We start from the raw sequence: 18,345 nt of genomic DNA, 5'->3' as shown, positions 1-18,345 counted from the left end.
ATACCAATGAAAAAGATTTTATATATACTTACGTTAATCACTTTAACTGTTTCATGCAAAAATGAAGTAGTGGAAGAACAACTTGTAAAAGATGATGGATTAATAACTGTTACTGCGGAACAATTTAAATCCTCGGGAATGATTGTTGGCACACCGTCAGAACAAGATTTTGATGTTACAGTAAAAGCATCAGGAAAAATAGATGTTCCACCACAATATCGCGCTAAAATAACACCTTTTATTGGTGGTTATGTTAAAGCAACTAAGCTATTAGTAGGTGATAAAGTTTCAAAAGGGCAAGCTTTAATAACATTAGAAAATACAGAGTATTTAGACATTCAAAAAGAGTATGTCGAAGTAGCTGAACAAATCAATTATTTAAAATCTGAATTTGAGCGTCAGAAAACATTGTATAATGAAAAGATTACTTCTCAAAAAAACTATCTAAAAGCGGAAAGCGATTATCGTCAAGCAAAAGGTATGTATCAAGGTTTACGCGAAAAATTACTTTTACTAAACATCAATCCATCAAATGTTGAAAAGGGAAGATTTACATCCGTAATCACGTTATCATCGCCAATCTCAGGAGATATTACAGTTATGAATGCGAATGTTGGAATGTTTATGTCTCCATCAGATATAATTTTAGAAGTCGTGGATACCAATTATTTACATTTGAATTTAAGTATTTTTGAAAAAGATATTTTACATGTTAAACAAGGACAAAATATAAGTTTTACTATTCCAGAAGCAAGTAAAGATGTTTTTAATTCAAAAGTACAATTGGTTGGAAAATCGATTGAAAATAAAGACAGAACCATTTCCGTTTTTGGAGTTTTAAATCCGTCAGATAAATCAAAATTACTATCCGGAATGTTTGTAGAGGCTGGAATAGTTATCAGTTCTAAAAAAGGTTTAGGAATTCCAGTTGACGCATTAATTACAGAAAACAATAAAAATTTCGTACTTTTATTACAAGAAAATAAAGGAAATTATATTTTTAAGAAAACACTAGTAAACATTGGTGAAAAATCAGAAAAGTATGTTGAGATTTTACCAAACGAAACCATTAATGAAAACTCAAAAATAGTAACAAAAGGAGTTTTCGATTTAACTAATTAAAAAACAAAAAATCATGAACGACGCACATTTACACATGGTAGTAAACCATTTTCCAATCATAGGTTTATTCTTCGGAATTGGTATTTTAGCTTACGGAATTTTCAAAAAACAAACCATTTTAGTCAATACAGCATACGTAATTTTCATCGTTTGTATGATTATGGCAAAAGCTACAATGATGACAGGAGAAGGAGCAGAGGAAATTGTTGAAGAATTAGGTATTTCACATGACATTATTCACGAGCACGAAGAAATTGCAGAAACCTTCATGAAAATACTTTATGCCTTAGGAATTCTTTCAATTTTAGGATTAGTCGCCAATGTAAAAAAACATGCAAAAGCTGCGATTGTTTCTTATGTTGTTTTAGTTTTAGCAATTGGCGCTGCAGTTTTGTCTAAATCTGTTGGAACTTCTGGAGGTGAAATTCGTCATACTGAAATCAGAGAAAGTGCTAGTGTAAGCAATACTTCAGACACTAATCATCATGAAGAATCACACAACGATGATCATTAAACAAAATATAAAATTTCAAAAACATTTTGTTTATTCGAAAAATTAGCCGTTAAATTTGCAGTGTTAATAAATAACAGAAATTATGTTTTTAAACCAATTACATCATCATCATCTTACCTCCGCTCAAGCGAAGTAATGATGCTATGTAATTAAATCATATAAATCAGAAACCCGTTTGAGTACATCAAGCGGGTTTTTTGTTGGTAAGCATTTTTTAAAAATCTTCTTGGTGTACTCATTTTAAAATTAAATAAAATTAAAATGAACACGTTAAAAATTGCTATTCAAAAATCAGGTCGCCTTCACGATGAAAGTATTCAAATCTTAAAAGATTCTGGAATTTCAGTGTATAACGGAAATGACCAACTCAAAGTTACCGCTTCCAATTTTCCTTTAGAAGTGTATTATTTACGAAATTCTGATATTCCACAATATTTGATTGATGGTGTGGTAGATATTGCGATTGTTGGTGATAATTTAATAGTTGAAAAAGAGCAAAACATTCAAATTGCCGAAAAACTCGGATTCTCAAAATGTAAAGTTTCAGTAGCGGTTCCAAAGAATTTCAACTATAATTCCATACAAGATTTAAACGGATTACGAGTGGCTACTTCTTATCCTAAAACGGTTATGGATTACTTTTCTTCGAAAGGTATTGCTGTAGACATTCACCAAATTTCAGGTTCGGTTGAAATCGCACCAAACATCGGACTTTCTGATGCGATTGTAGATATCGTTTCCAGCGGAAGCACCTTATTTAAAAACGGTTTAAAAGAAGTGGAAGTAATTCTAAAAAGCGAAGCGGTTTTAGCTGTTTCTCCTCAAATTTCGGAAGAAGCCAAACAAGTTTTATCCAAATTACAATTTAGAATCCAATCGGTTTTGCGATCAAGAAAATCAAAATATATTTTGATGAATGTACCCAATGATAAAATCTCAGAAATCAGCAAAATTCTCCCTGTTTTAAAAAGTCCAACAGTTATGCCATTAGCAGAAGAAGGTTGGAGTAGCGTACATTCTGTTATCGATGAAGATCAATTTTGGGAAGTCATAGATCAGTTAAAAGAAGCTGGAGCTGAAGGTATTTTAGTTTGCCCAATTGAAAAAATGGTCCTTTAAAAGAAAATAGAAAAAAGAATTTAGAATATAGAATCATGAAAAAAATATACAACCCACAACCCGAAACTTGGTCAGAAATTTGCAAAAGACCAACCCAAACTTTCTCAGACGTAGAAGAAACGGTAAAGCAAATCTTCAAAGAAGTACAACAAAAAGGTGATAAAGCGATTGCAAAATATACATCTTTCTTTGATGGTGTAACTTTAGAAAATATTCAAGTAACATCAGAAGAAATTGAAATCGCTAAAAGTGAAGTTTCACAGGAATTAAAAGAAGCAATTCAATTAGCCAAATCAAATATCGAACAATTTCACGCTGCTCAAAAAACAGATAAAATTGTAGTAGAAACAACTATCGGAGTTACGTGTTGGCTAGAAAAACGTCCGATTCAAAAAGTAGGACTGTATATTCCAGGTGGAACTGCACCTTTATTTTCAACGGTTTTGATGTTAGTTGTTCCTGCAAAATTAGCAGGTTGTCAAGAAATTGTATTGTGTTCGCCATCGGATAAAAATGGAAAAATTAATTCCGCAATTCTATATGCTGCCGATTTGTGCGGCGTAACAAAAATCTACAAAGTAGGCGGAATTCAAGCGATTGCCGGAATGACATTCGGAACAGAAACCATTCCACAAGTGTATAAAATCTTCGGACCAGGAAATCAATTTGTAACCATTGCGAAACAATTCGCTTCTCAAAATGGAGTTGCCATTGATATGCCGGCAGGTCCAAGTGAATTATTAGTGTATGCAGATGAAACGGCAATTCCAAGTTTTGTAGCTTCCGATTTACTAAGTCAAGCCGAACACGGAAAAGACAGTCAAGTGATTTTGGTTACTACCAATAAAAACATTTTAAACGATGTGGAAGAAGAAATCTACAAACAATTAAAAGAGTTGCCAAGACAAGAAATCGCCCAAGTTGCCATTCAAAATTCCAAATTAATCTTTGTAGAAACCGAAAAAACAGCTTTATCGTTAATTAACGAATACGGTCCAGAACATTTTATTGTATGTTCAAAAAACGAAGATTATTTTGTTGATGGCATTCAAAATGCGGGTTCGATTTTTATTGGAAATTATACTCCAGAAAGCGCTGGTGATTATGCTTCTGGTACCAATCACACATTACCCACAAACGGCTATTCTAAAAGCTATAGTGGTGTAAATTTAGATAGTTTTTTGAAAGCGATGACATTCCAAAAAATATCAAATGAGGGAATTCAAAACATCGGAAAAGCAATAGAAACTATGGCAGAGGCCGAAGGTTTACAAGCACACAAAAATGCAGTTACACTAAGATTAAAATAAGAACTATGAATTTAGAAAACTTAATCCGAGAAAACGTTAAAAAACTGAGCCCCTATTCCTCAGCACGTGATGAATTTGAACAGTTCACAAAACCCATGATTTATTTGGATGCCAATGAAAATCCATTTTCAAACGGTATGAATCGTTATCCAGATCCGCAACAAAAGGAACTAAAATCCATTATTGCAGATAAAAATAATGTTTCCAAAGACACTATTTTATTAGGAAACGGAAGTGATGAAGTTTTAGATTTGATTTTCAGAGCTTTCTGTGAACCGAATCGCGATAATATCATTACATTGCCGCCAACCTATGGAATGTATAGCGTTTTAGCAAACATCAACGCTATTGAAAATCGTGAAGTATTGTTAAATGAGGAATTTCAACCGAATATAGAAGCAATTCTGAATACTGTAGATAACAATACGAAAATCATCTTTTTGTGTTCGCCTAACAACCCAACAGGAAATTCTTTTACAGATTCGTCAGTAATCAAAATTCTGAATCAATTCAAAGGTTTAGTGGTAATTGATGAAGCGTATATTGATTTTTCAAAAGACGAAAGTTGGTTAAGTGTTTTGAAAGATTTTCCTAATTTGATAATCACTCAAACCTTATCAAAAGCGTATGCAATGGCAGGATTACGAATCGGAATTTTGTATGCATCTAGAGAAATTATTGCAGTTTTGAATAAAATTAAGCCACCTTACAACATTAACGGTTTGTCACAAGAAACTGCTGTCAAAAAATTGTTGCAAAGTACGATGCCAACGCAAGTTAGAAAAATATTGGTGGAGCGAAATAAACTCATCGAAGCACTTTCAAAATGCGAATTTGTTGAAAAAATATATCCATCAGATGCCAATTTTATTTTAATTAAAGTGGATGATGCGAATTTTAGATACCAACAATTTATTGAAAATGGAGTAGTGGTTCGTAACAGAAGCAATCAACCTTTGTGTGAAAATTGCTTGCGAATAAGTATTGGAACCAAAGAAGAAACTGAACAAATTATTGAATTACTAAAAACTTTCAACAATGCCGAAAAGAGTATTATTTATCGATAGAGATGGAACTTTGGTTTTAGAACCAGAAAATTATCAATTAGACAGTTTAACCAAATTAGAATTCTATCCAAAAGTGTTTCAATTCTTAAGTAAAATTGTCAAGGAATTGGATTTTGAATTGGATTTTGAATTGGTTATGGTAACCAATCAAGATGGTTTAGGAACCGAGAGTTTTCCTGAAGAAACGTTTTGGCCAACCCAAAATTTCATCCTCAAAGCATTTGAAAATGAAGGAGTAACATTCGATGAAATGTTTATTGATAGAAGTTTTCCAGAAGAAAACGCTCCAACCAGAAAACCAAGAACGGGAATGTTAACCAAGTATTTGAATAATCCGGAATACGATTTGGAGAATTCATTTGTAATTGGCGATAGAATTACCGATGTAGAATTGGCAAAAAACTTAGGTTCTAAAGCGATTTTTATCAAAAACGAAGAGAACTTAGGCGGAAACGAAATAGCAACTTCATTAGAAGAATTGCAAAATGTAATTACTTTACAAACAACTGATTGGCAAAAGATTTACGAATTTCTAAAATTGGATGAAAGAAAAGCTTCTATTAAAAGAACTACTAATGAAACAGACATCGCTATCACTTTAAATTTAGACGGAACAGGAAATAGCAACATCAACACTGGAATTTCCTTTTTTGATCACATGCTAGACCAAATTGCACGTCATGGTCAAATGGATTTAGATATTCAAGTGAAAGGCGATTTAGAAGTTGACGAACACCACACGATTGAGGATACAGCAATTGCCTTAGGCGAAGTTTTTGCAAAAGCTTTAGGCAACAAACTAGGAATCGAACGCTACGGATTTTGTTTACCAATGGACGATTGTTTAGCGCAAGTAGCAATAGATTTTGGCGGAAGAAATTGGTTGGTTTGGGAGGCAGAATTTAAACGAGAAATGATTGGTCAAATGCCAACCGAAATGTTTTTTCACTTCTTCAAATCGTTCACCGATGGAGCAAAAGCGAATTTAAACATCAAAGCAGAAGGTACAAACGAACACCACAAAATTGAAGCAATATTTAAAGCCTTTGCAAAAGCAATAAAAGTAGCTGTGAAAAGAGATACAGAAAAAATGATTTTACCTTCAACTAAAGGAATGTTGTAAAATAAGCCACAGATTACAAAGATTAACACGGATTATAAAATCCTGAAAATCCTTTAATTCGTGGCAAAAAATAAAAATATGAAAATAGCAATAATAGATTACGGAGCCGGAAATGTTCAAAGTGTTTTATTCGCTTTAGAACGACTTGGCTTTGAAGGAATTGTTACTAATGATAAGAATACGATAAAGAAAGCTGATAAAGTAATTTTTCCTGGCGTAGGCGAGGCAAGTAGTACTATGAGAATGCTGGTTGATAGTGGATTAGATGTGTTGATTCCAACCCTGAAACAACCGGTTTTAGGAATTTGTTTGGGCATGCAATTGATGTGTAAACATTCAGAAGAAGGCAATACCAATGGATTAGGAATTTTTGATGTCAATGTTGTGAAATTTTCTCAAGAAGTAAAAGTGCCTCAAATGGGTTGGAATACGGTTTATAATCTGAAATCGCCATTATTCTCAGGAATTAAAGAAAACGAATTCATGTATTTGGTACACAGTTATTATGCGCCATTATCTGAAAATACCATTGCAACCACGAATTATGAACACGAATATAGTACGGCATTGCAACGCGATAACTTTTTCGGAGTACAATTCCATCCAGAAAAAAGTGGAATCTTCGGAGAACAAATTTTGAAAAACTTTTTAAACTTATAATTTGAGCTTGAAATTGAACTTGATATGAGAATAATCCCAGCCATAGATATCATCGAAGGAAAATGCGTCCGACTTTCCAAAGGCGATTACAATTCGAAGAAAATATACAACGAAAATCCGCTTGAAGTAGCCAAATCCTTTGAAGCACACGGAATTCAGTATTTGCATTTGGTTGATTTAGATGGAGCCAAATCCAGTAGAATTGTGAACTACAAAGTTTTGGAACAAATTGCTTCAAAAACAAGTTTAAAAATCGATTTTGGAGGTGGTTTAAAATCCGACTCTGATTTAAAAATTGCTTTCGAAAGTGGAGCGAATCAAATCACAGGTGGAAGTATTGCCATCAAACAACCCGAAGTTTTCAAGAAATGGATTCAGCAATACGGAGCCGATAAAATCATTTTAGGAGCCGATGCAATGAATGAAAAAATAGCGATTTCAGGTTGGTTAGAAGAATCAAAAGAAGAAGTAATTCCCTTTATTCAAAATTATCAGAAAGAAGGGATTCAATACGTGATTTGCACTGATATTTCAAAAGATGGCATGCTAGAAGGTCCAAGTTTTGAATTATACAAGAGAATTTTGGATTCCGATTTGTCAAATCGAGCGGAGTCGAATTTAAAACTCATCGCTTCAGGAGGTATTTCCACTTTCGATGAATTACCCAAGTTAGCCGAATTAGGTTGCGAAGGAACCATCATCGGAAAAGCCATATATGAAGGCAGAATTACCTTAAAACAATTAGAAAATTATATTATTAAAAAGTAAAAAGTAAAAAGTAAAAAGTTCTTTAAGCTAATCACTATTTACTAATCACTTATCACTAAATTATGTTAACAAAAAGAATCATTCCTTGCTTAGATATCAAAAACGGTAGAACTGTTAAAGGTGTCAATTTTGTGGATTTAAAAGATGCTGGAGATCCAGTGGAATTAGCCAAGAAATACGCTGAAACTGGTGCAGATGAACTTGTTTTTCTTGATATTTCCGCTACAGAAGAACGTCGTACCACTTTAATCGATTTAGTTCGAAAAGTGGCAGCTGCGATTAATATTCCGTTTACCGTTGGTGGTGGTATTTCTTCCGTTTCGGATGTGGATATTTTGCTTCGCAATGGCGCGGATAAAATTTCGATTAACTCTTCAGCAGTTAAAAATCCAAATTTGATAAACGAGATTGCAGCCAAATATGGAAGTCAGTGTGTGGTCGTAGCTATTGATGCCAAACAAATTGATGGCGATTGGACAGTTCATTTGGTTGGAGGAAAAGTTCCTACGGACTTAAATTTATTTGATTGGGCAAAAGAAGTCGAGCAACGTGGTGCTGGCGAAATCTTGTTTACTTCTATGAATAATGACGGAACCAAAAACGGTTTTGCTAACGAAGCCTTAGCTCAATTATCAGAAATCGTGAATATTCCCATAATTGCTTCTGGTGGTGCGGGAACAATGGAACATTTTGCAGAAACATTTATCAACGGAAAAGCTGATGCCGCATTAGCTGCCAGTGTTTTTCACTATCAAGAAATCGAAATTCCTAAATTAAAAAAATATTTAAAGGGAAAAGAAATTATCATTAGATTATAGAAATAAGAATTAATTTAAAATGAAACTTAGTGAAACTTCGTGCTTAACTTAGTGAAACTTTGTGCAACAGAATATCATGAAAGTAAACTTCAACAAAACCCCAGACAACCTAATCCCAGCTATCATTCAAGACAACGAAACGAAAAATGTTTTAATGTTGGGCTACATGAACCAAGAAGCATTGGACAAAACTTTGGCAACTAAAAAAGTAACCTTCTTCAGTCGTACTAAAAACCGATTGTGGACAAAAGGCGAGGAGAGTGGCAACTTCTTAGAACTAATTTCCATTAAAGAAGATTGTGATAACGATACGCTTTTAGTGAAAGTAAAACCCGCTGGTCCAACTTGCCATAAAGGTTTAGATACGTGTTGGCAAGAATCTAATAATCAAGAATTTGGGTTTTTATCAAAATTAGAAAACACCATTGCAATACGTAAAGAAAATGCCGATGCGGAGAAGAGTTATGTAGCTTCCTTATTTGCAAAAGGCATTAACAAAATAGCACAAAAAGTTGGAGAAGAAGCCGTTGAAGTAGTTATTGAAGCCAAAGACAACAACAACGATTTGTTCTTATCTGAAAGTGCCGATTTATTATTTCACTATTTGATTTTACTGCAAGCGAAAGGTTTTCAATTAAATGATGTGGTGGAGGTTTTGAAAAATAGAGAAAAGTAATACCCTTATTGATAAAAGAATTAATTGAGGATTTATTTTTACAAATGTATTTCATTACCTTTAAAATAAAAATTCAAGATGCGATTTCATACCAGAAAATGGGTAAAACCCGAAGATTTGAATGCCAACGGAACATTATTCGGAGGTAAATTATTAGCTTGGATAGACGAAGAAGCTGCTTTGTATTCGATTGTGCAATTGGAAAACCCTAAAGTGGTGACCAAGTTTATGAGTGAAATTAATTTCATGAGTGCCGCCAAACAAGGCGATATAGTGGAAATTGGCTTAGATGTGGTACATTTTGGAAAATCATCATTAGTATTAAAATGCGAAGTTCGTAACATGATGACACGCGAAAAAATCATTACAATTGATAACATCACGATGGTAAATTTAGGCGAAGATGGTAAACCAAAACCACATGGCAAAACTCAAATCGAATTTATTGAAGATCGATTAAAAAAATAATATCATTTTGCCACGGATTAAAAAGATTAAAAGGATTAAAACAATTTTAAAAGTAAATAATCCGTGCTAATCTGTGTAATCAGTGGCTAAAAAAATTAAAATATGCTACAAAAATCAACCTTAGAGTTTCTAAAACAACTTAAAGAAAACAACGACCGCGATTGGTTTGCGACAAATAAAAAAGCTTTTGAAACCGAACAAAAGTTAGCCAAAACGTTTTTTACATCGGTAGGCGAGCAATTGGGAAAAATGGATAGTATTGAACGTATTCAGATTTTTAGAATTTATCGCGATGTTCGTTTTTCTAAGGATAAAGCGCCTTATAAAAATCATTTTAGCGTTGGGTTCACCCGAACAAAACCGATGCTTCGTGGCGGTTATTATTTGCATATTGAACCTGGAGGAAGTTTTGTAGGTGGCGGTTTTTGGGAACCCAATGCAGCAGATTTGCATCGTATTCGTAAAGAATTTGAAATGAATGATGAAGAAATTAGAACGATTGTTTCTGATTCAACTTTCAAAAAATTCTTTGGTGAATTGAAAGGCGAGGAGTTAATAACAGCTCCAAAAGGTTTCGATAAAACGCATCCAGCTATTGATTTGATTCGAAAAAAGCAATATTTACTCACTCGAAGTTTTTCGGACAAAGAAGTTTTGGCTCCTAATTTTCAGGAAGAAGTTTTAGCGACTTTTCAAGCCATGCGACCTTTCTTCGACTATATGAGCGAAGTATTGAGTACGGATTTGAATGGAGAATCTTTTTATAATTAGCCAATTGTTCAATGTGCCGATGTGTCAATTATTTCCTTTCCATTGGCACATTGACTAATTGTCTTATTCTCACATTAAATAATCTGAATTTGACTTTTCAATCGTTCAATCAATAAATTCATCATGCGATTGTTTAAGTTGGATGAATTTTGAGTGTATTCTTTGTATTCGGAAACAGTAAACATTCCGAAAACAATTCCTTTTAATGAATTTCGAAACTTAATATCACGTTGAATTGCGTTTTCAATGTAATTTTCCTTTTTCTCTGGAGAAAGTGTGAAATAAACGCCTTTTTGTTTGACAGCGTAATTTCTAAAAACTTCAATAAACAATTCATTTTGGAATTTCAAAATAGGTCGCAATGTCTGATTTTGAAACTTTTCTTCGGAACTTGATTGTTCGTTAATTACACCAATACTTGCTCCTCTAATTTCTAAAAGCGATTCGTCTTTCGTTTTCATGATAAAGTGAATTTGTTTGAATTAAAGTTAAAAAAAATAACCTCCAATTTCATGAAGGCTATTTTAAGTTATTAAGAATCAGTTGTTAATTACTTTATATTATTCAGTAGTTATTTTTGAACTTGATGCGTTAATTTCTGATATTTCTAAACTAAAATAAGGCAATGATGCGATGATGTGATCAAAAATATCGGCCATAATATGTTCGTAATTCAACCATGTTTTATCTTTTGAAAAACAATATATTTCTAAAGGAATTCCTTTTTCTGTGGGTTGCAAATGACGCACCATCAATTGCATATCTTTATTTATTCCAGGATGCGATAAGATATATTGATTGATATATTTTCTAAACAAACCTAAATTGGTTAGGTTTCGACCATTTACAATCACACTTTTATCAATTCTGTTATTAGTATTGTATTTATCAATATCCGCTTGACGGTGTTCGATATAAGAAGTTAAATGTTGAATTTTTTTGAATTTTTCTAACTCATCTGTTTGGATAAATCGTACCGAATTTGCTTTAATTAAAATATGACGTTTGATTCTTCTACCATCAGAATTTAACATACCACGCCAGTTTTTAAAACTATCCGATATTAAGCTATAGGTTGGAATCGTAGTTGTTGTATTATCAAAATTTCGAACTTTCACGGTTGCTAGATTAATTTCAACAACATCACCATCGGCACCAAATTTTTCCATCGTAATCCAGTCGCCAATGCGAACCATGTCATTTACAGAAACAGAAATACTAGCTACAAATCCTAAAATAGTATCTCTAAAAATTAAGATGATAATCGCCGAAATCGAACCAAAAGTGGTTAATAATGTAGTTTTGCTTACATCGAAAAGAATTAGCACGAAAGAAATAATTCCAAACAACCACAAAAACAACATGAAGACTTGAATGTAACTGTCGATAGGTTTATCACTAAAACGAGGTTTCTGTTTTAAATAATCACGAAGCGAATTGAAAATACTTCGGGTAATCCAAAGCGATAATATAATGATGTAAATTTTAATTCCTTTTTCAAAAATATATTCCCAATAGGTAAAATTCTTTAGAATTACAGGAACTGTTTTGTAAATAAATAATAAAGGAACTAAATGTGCTAAATATTTGGCAGTTTTGTTAGCCACAAGAAAATCATCAAAAGAGGATTTTGTTCGAGCAGCTACAATTGCCAAGAAAATAATGAAAAGTTTCTTAAAAAGGTAATCTAAAATATAAGCTACAATAATAAGAACAACAATATTGATGGCTAAATTCAAATAAGAAGACAGCGCATCGCTAAAATCGAGACTTTTAAAAATATCGTATGCCCAATTAAAGATTTTCATTATGGATTTTGCAGGTATTTTTTCTCAATATAAAAGGTTCCAAACGGAAAAATAGAAGCTAAACAAACAATTGCGAATGTTTTACTATCCCATTTTTGCTCATTTTTAATCAGAATTGCAAAAGCAATATACAACATAAAAAGAATTCCGTGAGCCATTCCAATGTTTTTTACATAAATTGGATCATTAGCGATATATTTCATTGGCATTGCAAAAAAATATAAGGCAAGAGTTGAAATTCCTTCTAATAACGCAATTGAGCGAAAAGATTTTATCATGATAAAGCAGAATAAATTACAAATCCATAAATTATAAAACGGAAGAAACGAAGTAAACCAAACAAGAAGAAATGTTTTCTCGAGTAGTTAATCATTCCGGCAGCCAAACAAGCTATTGCAAAAGGTAAAGGTAATAACGCACCAACAGCAATTAAAAAGCCTCCCCATTTTTGCATATTAATAATATGCTTTGACATTTTACCGTATAAATGTTTATTTATTGATGGAACTGCAGCAATTGCCATTCCCATGAAATATGCAATTACTCCGCCTAAATAGGACAAAAATGCTAAAATAGACAAGTAGAGTAGAGGACTTTCGGTATTTTTTGTCCAAGCGATAAAAATATCAGGTGGAATTAATCCTAGGATACTTTCAGAAGCCAGGAATACTCCAAAAATAAAGAAATCACTGAAATTTTGTGTAATATAAACTATGGCTTCATTAAGATTGATAACCTTATAATTTACATAAAAAAGAATAGCAACAATAATAGCTGTAGGCAAAATTGCGCCTTTAACACCTTGCCAAATAAAGGAATAAAATCCTGTGTATTTGTAGTATTGGTGAAGTAATTTTATTCTTGATTTTTTAGTTCTAGACATCGGGGTTAAAATTTGAACAAAATTAATGAGATTGAAAAGATAATAACGTTAAGAAAAACAAAAAAAATCGGTAAATATTAATTACCGATTTATATATTATGTAAAATAGAATTTAATCTAATACGCTAAAAATGCTTTGTTGTATTCTTTTAAATCTAATACGTTATTCTTCTTATCTAAATCGGTAAGTAAAGAAAGGAAATAATTGAAGCTTACAATGTTATTTTCTTCTGAAATATTGGCTTCAACTTGAGCATCTTTACTGTCAACAGGTTCATCATCTGGAATACCAATAAAAAATCCGTTGTTGCATTCTAAATGATCGTAAGCTAAACGCAAAGCTTTCGTTACAACAGGATTATTTAATTCTAAAGTAATTTCTCTTAGTTTTTTTAAATCGGTTACAATTTCAGAAACTTCAAAATTATCTTTAAATAATTCTTTCTGAATCTTTTCGATTAATTTAAGGGCTTGTCTGTTTTCCATGATTCTTGTAATAAGGGACTGCAAACTTAAACTTTCTTATAATTTTACACAAACGTTTTGAGCAGTATTTTAAGAGATTTGAAAATGTTTTGTAATTGAATTATAATATACATTATGTAAAATAGAAAATTTAAACAATTGTTTTAATAACCAGACTAAACTTTGTATCTTCGTTTGTATAATTATACATCTTTATGAAGAACCCTATTGCTGAACGTATCACCGATTTTTTAAAACATTACCCGCCTTTTTCTAGTTTAGAATATGCTAAACTTTTGGAGATTTCTAAATCGTGTCAGGTTTTGTATTTAGAAAAAAAACAGACTTTGTTTAAAATTAATGATTCAACGCATTCCTTTTTTTATGTAGTAGCATCTGGTGCAATTGGTTTATCAGTAACTTCGGATACTGATGATGTATTAATTGATAAATGTGACGAAGGCGATATCTTGGGTTTACGTCCGTTCTTCGCAAAAAACAATTACTTAATGACGGCTAAAGCACGTGAAGAAAGTATTGTTTACGCCATTCCTATTGAAACTTTTAAACCTTATGTAGCAGCAAATCCAGAGGTTTTGAGTTTTTTATTAGAAAGTTTCGCTTCTAATACAAGAAATCCATACGATAAAAATCACAAAGGGAAATTAGTTTCTGAAAATGTTATTTATAATGATCAAAATGCAGAGATTCAGTATTATCAACCTATAAAATATACCGAAAATCCGATTACTGCTTCTCCTACAGATATTGTAAAATTTGTTGCTCAAACCATGGCAAGCAGTAAAATTGGCAGCATGATTATTCACGAAAATCGTAAGCCTATAGGAATTGTTACCGATAAAGATTTACGTTCTAAAATTGCAACAGGGCTCTATTCTATTGATGTTACGATTGATAAAATCATGTCTTCACCCGTAATTACAGTAGCTGACAATCTTTCTATTGCGGAAGCTCAAATTATGATGTTAAAGCATAATGTTTCTCATTTGTGTGTAACTAAAGACGGAACAAATGATTCTGAAATTACTGGAATTATTACCGAACATGATATTGTGGTTGCCCAAGCGAATAATCCTGGAGTACTTTTAAAACAATCAAAACGCGCTCAAAAATCAGCTGATTTAAAAGAAGTTAGAAAAAAATTAACTGATTTAATCCAACATTCGCTTGATAAAAATGTTCCTATTAATCATATAACGTCAATTGTTGGTGAAATTAACTTAGCGATAACAAAACGTGCTATTGAATTAGCCATTGAAAAAATTGGAACTCCTCCTCCAGCCCAATTTGCTTGGATGAACATGGGAAGTCAAGGTAGAAAAGAACAGCTTTTGCTTACCGATCAAGATAATGCTATTGTATTTGAAGATGTTCCAGAAGATAAATACGATGCAGTAAAAAAATATTTTATTGATTTAGCAGAAAAAGTAACGAAAACATTGAATAAAGTTGGGTACGAGTATTGTCCAGCCGAAATGATGGCGAGTAATCCACTTTGGTGTAAATCGGTAACCGATTGGCAACACCAATTCAAAGGATGGATTAATGCTCCAGGCGAAAAAGGAATTTTAATGTGTACCATTTTCTTTGATTATGATTTTGTTTATGGAAATGAAGATTTGGTAGATGCAATTAGTAATACGATTCACGAAGAAACCAATGATAATCAGTTGTTCTTTGCTTATTTAGGAGCTGATGCTTTAAAAAATCCGCCACCTTTAGGGTTTTTCCGTCAGTTTTTAGTAGAAAGCGATGGCGAACATAAAGACACCTTTGATTTAAAAGGAAGAGCTTTAATGCCTTTGATTGATGCGGCTCGAATTTTATCCTTAAGCAAAGGAATTAAGAATGTTGCAAATACGATTTCAAGATATTCAAAATTAGCCGAATTAGAACCTCAAAATGCACCCGTTTATGAAGCTTGTGCCGATGCTTTTGCCGAATTACTAAAGTTCAGAACCGAAGAAGGTTTGAAAAATGAAAATGATGGTAGGTATTTGAATTTAAGTGAGTTATCAAAATTAGATAAAGTAAAACTTAAAAACGATTTCCAACCGATTAACGATATTCAAGAAGTGATTAAAAATCGTTTCCAATTAACTTATTTTACGTAATATGAAGTTCAATTGGTTTAAGAAAATAGTAAAAGATTATCCTAAATTTTGGGAAACCTATTTGTCTTATTTTGATGAAAATCAGAGTAAGGATAAGCGCTATGTGGTTTTTGATTGCGAAACAACTGGTTTGGATTATAAATCAGATAGAATTCTTTCTATTGGAGCAGTTGCTATTCAAAATAACCAAATTATTGTTGGTGATTTTATGGAAGTTTTTCTCCAACAAGATATCTTTAAACCCGAATCAGTTCCAATTCATGGGATTTTAAAAGAAGGAAAAGAAGAAAAAATTGTCGAAGCGGAAGCCGTAATTCGTTTTTTGGAATTTATTAAAGATGCTACTTTGGTAGGGCATCACGTCGATTTTGACATTGAAATGATAAATCAAGCGTTAGACAGATTAAATGTTGGAACCTTGAAAAATCAGGCAATGGATACTGATGTTATGTATCAAAAGTTGAAATATTTACCATACGAACAACATACATCATTAGATGAATTGTGTGATATTTACAAAATCAAAAAATCAGACCGACATACCGCAAGTGGTGATGCATTTATTACCGCATTACTTTTCTTAAAATTGAAGAAGAAATTAGAAATATAATTATCCTATGAAGCGTTTGATTAATTTAACAAAAAAATAACTATTTTTTAAAATTAATATTTTTTATTTATAAATAGTCTTATATTTGTAGGTAATTTAAAGAATTATTGTACTAATATTTGCATAGTTATTTATTTTTAATTAATATATATACAAAAAATCCTTATAATCATGATTAATTATTTATTATTTAATAAAAACTTTGAAAGTTTAAGTTTTTACAAACATTTTATTTTACTTTTTTCTATTACATTTAGTTTTAACTTATATTCACAAGTAGGTATTGGAACAACTGTTCCAAAAGCCGCATTAGAAATAAATGCAACAAATCAAGGATTAATAATTCCTCGTGTAGCCTTAACTTCGAAAAATGTGGCATTACCAGTAACAAATCCACAGGGAGGAGCAATTTTAGAAAGCACAATAGTTTATAATACCGCTACTGCTGGTACAACTCCTAATGATGTTGTTCCAGGATATTATTATTGGGATGGTAGTAAATGGTTACAATTAGCCACAAATAATAGTGCTGTATCTGGAGCTTATTGGAGTTTAACAGGTAATACAATTTCTGACACCGACTACATTGGAACTAATAATTATAAACCATTTAATATAAAAGCAGGAGGAACTTTATTAGGTTCTTTTCACCCTGGAGGAAGTATAAAATTAGGTGAAAATACTATTGGTTCAAATATAAATGCATTTGCAATTGGTTATGGAGCAAATTCGGCAACATCTGAATCTTATGCATTTGGTTCTAGTGCTTGGGCAAACAGTTGGAGATCTTTAGCTTTAGGTAGTAATACAAAAACAGACGGGGCAAATTCAGTAGCTATAGGTAATTTTGCTTCAACTGGAGTTTTAGCAGCAAATTCTATAGCTATCGGATATTATGCCACAACTACAGCTAACGAAGCTTTTGCAATAGGCTCTAAGGCTCATGCGAGTGGCGATAATTCTGTTGCATTAGGATTTAATTCAGTATCATCTTCAAGTAGAACAATTGCATTAGGTTCTGGCACTAATGCTTCAAACACTGGAGCAACAGCGTTAGGTTTTGGAGCCACATCTAGTGGTTTATATTCTACAGCAATTGGATATAATGCTACCACATCACAAAACAATGCTATTGTATTAGGAGATGCTTCTTCTACGAGTACAAATGTTGGTGTTGGAACTTCCAGTCCTAATGCTAAATTACATATTGTTTCTTCAACAGCATCAAATGGATTTCAATTGCAAGATGGAAATCAAAGTTTAGGAAAAGTTCTAACTTCTGATGCAAATGGAAAAGCTACTTGGAAAAGCCTAGGTGATGATCAAGCAATTGGTGAAATATTAAAGACCAGTAATTCAAGTTTAAACTCTGGTCAAATCGCATTAGGTACTTCAAATGTAAATATAAATGTGAGTAATGGTGGTAATTATATTCAAGTAACAAAAAGTGGTTTATATAAAGTTACATATCATGTTAATCTGCAAAAAAATGCTACAGCTGGTTTGGTAAGCGGGTATTTTTATTTAACAAATTGGGGTACTGAATGGGCAAATACTCGCTCCTATTTTTCAATAAATCCAAATGAAAACACTTCTGTTTCTATAACTCGTTATTTGACTTTAAATGCTTGGGAAAGTTTATCTTTATACTCATCTATAAGTGATGGAAATGTAACCATTTTATCTAACGGAACTTTCATTTCATTAGAATTTGTTAGATAAAATTGTATTAATAATTCAATTTATTGATTTAGCCTTAAATATGTTAATTTAAGGCTAATTTTTTTTTATAATATAATTTTTTTTTTAATGAAGCGCTTAATTAACATAGGCTTACTTTTAACTTTCCAATTTTGCTACTTAGAGTGGCCAAATAATACTTCTTTTGTATTCCAAGCTCAATATGAAATCTTTTCTAAAACAGATCAATTTTTGCAAAATTTTTCACATCCAATTATATTAATTGAATTCATTTCACAGATTTCAATTTTACTCGCTATAATTTTCAAGAATTTCAATTCTAAACTA

Annotated in this window: 20 protein-coding genes; 15 read left to right on the top strand and 5 right to left on the bottom strand. The window is 32.1% G+C overall.

Going from position 1 to position 18,345, the window contains the following annotated elements; translation table 11 throughout:
• Positions 1-6: 6 nt before the first annotated feature.
• The 12 genes from ACE3PD_RS02370 (at position 7) to ACE3PD_RS02315 (ending at position 10,416) form a co-directional block, all read left to right on the top strand.
• Positions 7-1,122, top strand: coding sequence for an efflux RND transporter periplasmic adaptor subunit (locus ACE3PD_RS02370; RefSeq protein WP_374399173.1), 1,116 nt, complete (start codon positions 7-9; stop codon positions 1,120-1,122).
• 13 nt (positions 1,123-1,135) lie between these two features.
• Positions 1,136-1,636 carry a hypothetical protein gene (locus ACE3PD_RS02365; RefSeq protein WP_374399171.1) on the top strand — a complete coding sequence of 167 codons (501 nt, stop codon included), beginning with the start codon at positions 1,136-1,138 and terminating at the stop codon, positions 1,634-1,636.
• Positions 1,637-1,897: 261 nt separating this feature from the next.
• Positions 1,898-2,755: an ATP phosphoribosyltransferase gene (hisG, locus tag ACE3PD_RS02360; RefSeq protein WP_374399169.1), complete on the top strand. Its 858-nt coding sequence runs from the start codon at positions 1,898-1,900 to the stop codon at positions 2,753-2,755.
• 35 nt (positions 2,756-2,790) lie between these two features.
• Positions 2,791-4,065: a histidinol dehydrogenase gene (gene hisD, locus ACE3PD_RS02355; RefSeq protein WP_374399167.1), complete on the top strand. Its 1,275-nt coding sequence runs from the start codon at positions 2,791-2,793 to the stop codon at positions 4,063-4,065.
• A gap of 5 nt (positions 4,066-4,070) precedes the next feature.
• The gene (gene hisC / locus ACE3PD_RS02350; RefSeq protein ID WP_374399165.1) at positions 4,071-5,132 is read left to right on the top strand and encodes a histidinol-phosphate transaminase; all 1,062 of its coding nucleotides are present in this window, start codon (positions 4,071-4,073) and stop codon (positions 5,130-5,132) included.
• A complete protein-coding gene (gene hisB, locus ACE3PD_RS02345; RefSeq protein WP_374399163.1) occupies positions 5,104-6,255 on the top strand; it encodes a bifunctional histidinol-phosphatase/imidazoleglycerol-phosphate dehydratase HisB in 1,152 nt (383 codons plus the stop codon). Before hisC ends, hisB begins: the two co-directional genes overlap by 29 nt.
• Positions 6,256-6,333: 78 nt before the next feature.
• On the top strand, positions 6,334-6,915 hold the full coding sequence (gene hisH / locus ACE3PD_RS02340) for an imidazole glycerol phosphate synthase subunit HisH (protein ID WP_374399161.1): 582 nt from the start codon (positions 6,334-6,336) through the stop codon (positions 6,913-6,915).
• A 24-nt stretch (positions 6,916-6,939) separates the two neighbouring features.
• Entirely contained in the window at positions 6,940-7,683 is a 744-nt protein-coding gene (hisA, locus tag ACE3PD_RS02335) for a 1-(5-phosphoribosyl)-5-[(5-phosphoribosylamino)methylideneamino]imidazole-4-carboxamide isomerase (RefSeq protein ID WP_374399159.1), read from the top strand.
• A 62-nt stretch (positions 7,684-7,745) separates the two neighbouring features.
• A complete protein-coding gene (hisF, locus tag ACE3PD_RS02330) occupies positions 7,746-8,501 on the top strand; it encodes an imidazole glycerol phosphate synthase subunit HisF (RefSeq protein WP_374399157.1) in 756 nt (251 codons plus the stop codon).
• A 76-nt stretch (positions 8,502-8,577) separates the two neighbouring features.
• Positions 8,578-9,177, top strand: a complete 600-nt coding sequence (gene hisIE, locus ACE3PD_RS02325; RefSeq protein ID WP_374399155.1) for a bifunctional phosphoribosyl-AMP cyclohydrolase/phosphoribosyl-ATP diphosphatase HisIE — start codon at positions 8,578-8,580, stop codon at positions 9,175-9,177.
• Between the two features lie 78 nt (positions 9,178-9,255).
• On the top strand, positions 9,256-9,645 hold the full coding sequence (locus ACE3PD_RS02320; RefSeq protein ID WP_026725850.1) for an acyl-CoA thioesterase: 390 nt from the start codon (positions 9,256-9,258) through the stop codon (positions 9,643-9,645).
• Positions 9,646-9,747: 102 nt separating this feature from the next.
• Positions 9,748-10,416: a DUF2461 domain-containing protein gene (locus ACE3PD_RS02315; RefSeq protein WP_374399153.1), complete on the top strand. Its 669-nt coding sequence runs from the start codon at positions 9,748-9,750 to the stop codon at positions 10,414-10,416.
• 74 nt (positions 10,417-10,490) lie between these two features.
• Here the strand turns inward: ACE3PD_RS02315 and ACE3PD_RS02310 are convergent, their stop codons facing one another.
• From ACE3PD_RS02310 to ACE3PD_RS02290, 5 genes are all read right to left on the bottom strand, one after another.
• Positions 10,491-10,877, bottom strand: coding sequence for a glyoxalase (locus ACE3PD_RS02310; protein WP_374399151.1), 387 nt, complete (start codon positions 10,875-10,877; stop codon positions 10,491-10,493).
• Between the two features lie 99 nt (positions 10,878-10,976).
• Entirely contained in the window at positions 10,977-12,224 is a 1,248-nt protein-coding gene (locus tag ACE3PD_RS02305) for a mechanosensitive ion channel family protein (protein WP_374399149.1), read from the bottom strand.
• Positions 12,224-12,502, bottom strand: a complete 279-nt coding sequence (locus tag ACE3PD_RS02300) for a DUF3817 domain-containing protein (protein ID WP_374399147.1) — start codon at positions 12,500-12,502, stop codon at positions 12,224-12,226. The genes ACE3PD_RS02305 and ACE3PD_RS02300 overlap by 1 nt, the downstream gene beginning before the upstream one ends.
• The gene (locus ACE3PD_RS02295) at positions 12,499-13,107 is read right to left on the bottom strand and encodes a YqaA family protein (protein ID WP_374399145.1); all 609 of its coding nucleotides are present in this window, start codon (positions 13,105-13,107) and stop codon (positions 12,499-12,501) included. The genes ACE3PD_RS02300 and ACE3PD_RS02295 overlap by 4 nt, the downstream gene beginning before the upstream one ends.
• 117 nt (positions 13,108-13,224) lie before the next feature.
• Positions 13,225-13,593 (bottom strand): hypothetical protein, encoded by a 369-nt coding sequence (locus ACE3PD_RS02290; RefSeq protein WP_374399143.1) that lies wholly within the window; start codon positions 13,591-13,593, stop codon positions 13,225-13,227.
• A 194-nt stretch (positions 13,594-13,787) separates the two neighbouring features.
• Between ACE3PD_RS02290 and ACE3PD_RS02285 the strand changes: the two genes are divergently transcribed.
• The 3 genes from ACE3PD_RS02285 to ACE3PD_RS02275 all read left to right on the top strand — a co-directional run bounded on the left by ACE3PD_RS02285 (position 13,788) and on the right by ACE3PD_RS02275 (position 18,039).
• Positions 13,788-15,707, top strand: a complete 1,920-nt coding sequence (locus ACE3PD_RS02285; protein ID WP_374399141.1) for a DUF294 nucleotidyltransferase-like domain-containing protein — start codon at positions 13,788-13,790, stop codon at positions 15,705-15,707.
• Between the two features lies 1 nt (position 15,708).
• A complete protein-coding gene (locus tag ACE3PD_RS02280; protein WP_374399139.1) occupies positions 15,709-16,317 on the top strand; it encodes a PolC-type DNA polymerase III in 609 nt (202 codons plus the stop codon).
• A 171-nt stretch (positions 16,318-16,488) separates the two neighbouring features.
• Complete coding sequence (locus ACE3PD_RS02275; RefSeq protein ID WP_374399137.1) at positions 16,489-18,039, top strand: hypothetical protein; 1,551 nt, start codon at positions 16,489-16,491, stop codon at positions 18,037-18,039.
• Positions 18,040-18,345: the final 306 nt, after the last annotated feature.

The sequence above is a fragment of the Flavobacterium sp. genome (assembly GCF_041911335.1).
Classification (GTDB): Bacteria; Bacteroidota; Bacteroidia; order Flavobacteriales; family Flavobacteriaceae; genus Flavobacterium.
Note: the sequence above shows the minus strand (reverse complement) of the source record. Positions and strands in the feature narration are given on the sequence as shown.